4 protein-coding genes are annotated in these 3,072 nt (G+C 62.7%); 3 read left to right on the plus strand and 1 reads right to left on the minus strand.

Features of this window, described 5'->3' with window-relative positions; translation table 11 throughout:
- The first annotated feature begins 372 nt into the window (after nucleotides 1–372).
- On the plus strand, nucleotides 373–1,860 hold the full coding sequence (locus tag RUH75_RS23520) for a lipopolysaccharide biosynthesis protein (protein WP_313809632.1): 1,488 nt from the start codon (nucleotides 373–375) through the stop codon (nucleotides 1,858–1,860).
- Nucleotides 1,861–1,866: 6 nt separating this feature from the next.
- Here the strand turns inward: RUH75_RS23520 and RUH75_RS23525 are convergent, their stop codons facing one another.
- On the minus strand, nucleotides 1,867–2,295 hold the full coding sequence (locus RUH75_RS23525) for a CBS domain-containing protein (RefSeq protein ID WP_313809633.1): 429 nt from the start codon (nucleotides 2,293–2,295) through the stop codon (nucleotides 1,867–1,869).
- 74 nt (nucleotides 2,296–2,369) lie between these two features.
- On the opposite strand from RUH75_RS23525, the gene RUH75_RS23530 reads away from it, so the two are divergent.
- Together RUH75_RS23530 and RUH75_RS23535 are read left to right on the plus strand one after the other, a co-directional pair.
- Nucleotides 2,370–2,669: a hypothetical protein gene (locus RUH75_RS23530; RefSeq protein WP_313809634.1), complete on the plus strand. Its 300-nt coding sequence runs from the start codon at nucleotides 2,370–2,372 to the stop codon at nucleotides 2,667–2,669.
- Nucleotides 2,662–3,039 (plus strand): acyl-CoA thioesterase, encoded by a 378-nt coding sequence (locus tag RUH75_RS23535; protein WP_313809635.1) that lies wholly within the window; start codon nucleotides 2,662–2,664, stop codon nucleotides 3,037–3,039. Before RUH75_RS23530 ends, RUH75_RS23535 begins: the two co-directional genes overlap by 8 nt.
- The last annotated feature ends 33 nt before the right edge of the window (nucleotides 3,040–3,072 follow it).

Here is a 3,072-nt window from a genome sequence, read left to right on the forward strand (position 1 = left end):
CAAAATTCTTACATGGTGGTAAGGACATCGTGAGAAATGGCAAATTTAACCGATCACAGCACGCCTGAAAGCCGTGCCAGACCGGAGCCGCCGCCCACATGTCCCTTCATCAATCTACAATGTCAAAGAACCGACAACTTAAACCGGACAACCATCCCTCCCCGATCCTTGCGTTCCGGGGGACCTGGTGTCCGTCTATGTTGGCGACCGTCCAATCCGCCGCCTCAGTGGCTGCGTCCCGTCCGGTGAGGCGGCATATATGGAGGGCTTCCCGAACCGTCAAACCCTTTTTGCATTTTTGTTTCAGAATTTTTTGGGAGTTGCCGATAGAGGGGTGCACGAGGCAGGAACGCCCCAAATATGGGAATGATGATGGGTTTGCAGGACGCCGACGCGGACGACGCCGGATTTGGAACACGGATAAGGAGCGCGATTCTTTGGCGGTCCGGCAGCCAGATCCTGTCGCAGATGCTGAGCTGGGTCGTGACGCTGGCGGTGATCCGGCTGCTCGATCCGGCCGATTATGGCCTGTTCGCCATGACTCAGGTGATTTTGAACTTCGCCACCTTCCTGAACGGCTATGGGCTGGTGAGCGCCCTAGTGCAGTCGGAGGCGCTGGAGTCGCACCGGCTGCGGCAGGCGTTCGGGATCATGCTGCTGCTAAACGGCGGGCTGGCGCTGGCGCAGTTGGTCATCGCGCCGCTGGCGGCGGGCTATTATGATCAGCCGATGGTCGCGCAACTGTTGCGCGTGCAGGCGCTGCTCTACCTTTCCACTCCTTTCATCTCGATACCCGAAGCCATTATGGGGCGGGCGATGGATTTCCGGCGGCCCGCGCTGGTCAATCTGATCGCGGCCATTGCCTCTGCGGCGGTGGCGTTGACCGGAGCGCTTTCGGGATGGGGGGTGTGGACGCTGGTGTTCGCGCCGATCGCCGGATTCTGGGTCAAAGGGGTGGGCTATGTACTCGCCACCGGGTTCCGCCCGATCCCCAGCTTCGATTTTCGCGGGACCGGGGCGATGGTGACCTATGGCGCATCGTTGCTCGGCGGGCAGCTGTTCTGGATCGTGCAGAGTCAGGCGGATATCTTCATCGGCGGGCGCGTGCTGGAGCCGCATCAACTGGGCCTTTATGCGGAGGCCCTGTTCCTGACGCAGATTTTCGTCAGCAAATTCATCCCGCCGCTGAATGACGTCGCCTTTCCCGCCTATGCGCGGATGCAGAAGGACCCGGCGCGAATCGCCTGGTCCTTTTGCAAGGCGGTGCGATTGCTGTTGCTGATTTCCTGTCCGGTCTATCTGGGCATGGCGGCGACCGCGGGACCGCTGGTCGAAACGCTGTTCGGGACGAAATGGCGTGAAATGGCGCCCTTTGTGGCCATTCTGGCGCTCGCCATGCCATTCATGACGTTGCAGGTGATGTTCGCGCCGGTCAGCAATGCGATCGGCCGGCCGGGGACGACCGCGCGCGTGGCGGCGGTGGGCGCGGTGCTGATGCCCGCCGCCTTCTTCATCGGGATAAGATTCGGCGCGATGGGCCTTGCCTGGGCATGGCTTTGCGGCTTCCCGATCCTCACGCTGATTACCGCCCGATTGGCGGGCGTCCCCATGGGATTGCGGCTGATCGACCTGATGCGCGCGGCGGCGCCGGGGCTTGGCTGTTCGATATTGATGGCCGGAGCCGTGCTGGCGATCGATCTCATGCTGCCGCCGCTCGCTGCGCCGATCCGGTTGGGCATATTGGTGCCGGTGGGGGGGATTGCATTCCTGGCCGCGCTGATGCTGTGCGCGCGGGGCGCATTGATGGAGCTGGTCGCGCTCGTCATCCGGCGGGCGCCGCCGGCGCAGGCGCCCGCCTGAAGCCGGTCAGGCCGTCTGGATATAGTCGCGCAACGCCGCCGCTTCCGATTCGATGCTGTCGATGCGGAACTTCACGAGATCGCCGATCGACACCAGGCCAATCAGCGCGCCGTCGACCACGACAGGCAAATGCCGGATGCGCCGCTTCGTCATCAGCGACAGGCAGTGAATCACCGGCGTCCGCCCGTCGGTGGTGATGGCTGGCGCGGTCATGATCTCTCCGACCGGGCGCTCCAGCACAGCGGCTCCCTCCTGCGCGACGCGATAGACCAGGTCGCGTTCGGAGAAGATGCCGACCACCCTGCCGTCATCGACCACCGGCACGCAGCCTATCCGCCGTTCCGCGAGCAACCGCACCACGGAAAGGACCGTGTCGCCCGATTGCGCCTGGACGACATCCTGCCCCTTGCGTTGCAAAATCGCCGCGATCGTCATGATCCATCTCCCTCCCTGTCGACCAAATGCCTCAGTCCCTTGATGATCCCACGTTCACACCCCAAAAGAAAGGGATGACGCGCAAACAAGGACTTGATGATCCCCAGATCGCAAAAGTCGCATGGCGGCGCTTTCGCCGCATCATGCTGTGGATGGCGCTGGGTGGCGCATCCTGCGTCGGCGCGGCAATCGCCTTTCTGCGTTGGTGGGTTGGGCCGATGCCGATCCACATGGTCATCGCGACCATATTGGGTGTCTGGTTGACCTTCATGCTGGGGACCGGTTTGATGGCGCTGACATTCCTGTCCAGCGGGACAGGCCATGACGAGCAGGTCATGGACCGGATGAAAGACGAGGATTTCCTTGATGACTGAACAGAGGGGCGAAGTGGTGTTGCGGGTGATGCCCCGCATTGCGGACATCAATGCCAACGGCCATATCTTCGGCGGATGGGTGCTGAGCCAGATGGATATAGCGGGCGGCATCATCGCCGCCCGGATCGCGCGGGGCGCCGTCGCCACCGTCGCGATCGAGGGCATGAAGTTCATCACGCCCATCCTGCTGGGCGATATCGTGTCGGTTTATGCCCATGAGGAGCGGCGGGGGCGGACATCCATGGCCATCCGCGTCGATGTCGTGGCGACGCGCGGCGCGCAAGAGATACAGGTCGAACTGACCAGCGGTCTGTTCACCTTCGTCGCCCTTGATGAAAATCATCGGCCGCGACCGCTGCCCGTCAACTGATCCTGGACGTCGCCGCACAGAAAAGGGGGGGCC

Origin of the sequence: Sphingobium sp. (assembly GCF_032153725.1) — a bacterium.
Lineage (GTDB): Bacteria > Pseudomonadota > Alphaproteobacteria > Sphingomonadales > Sphingomonadaceae > Sphingobium.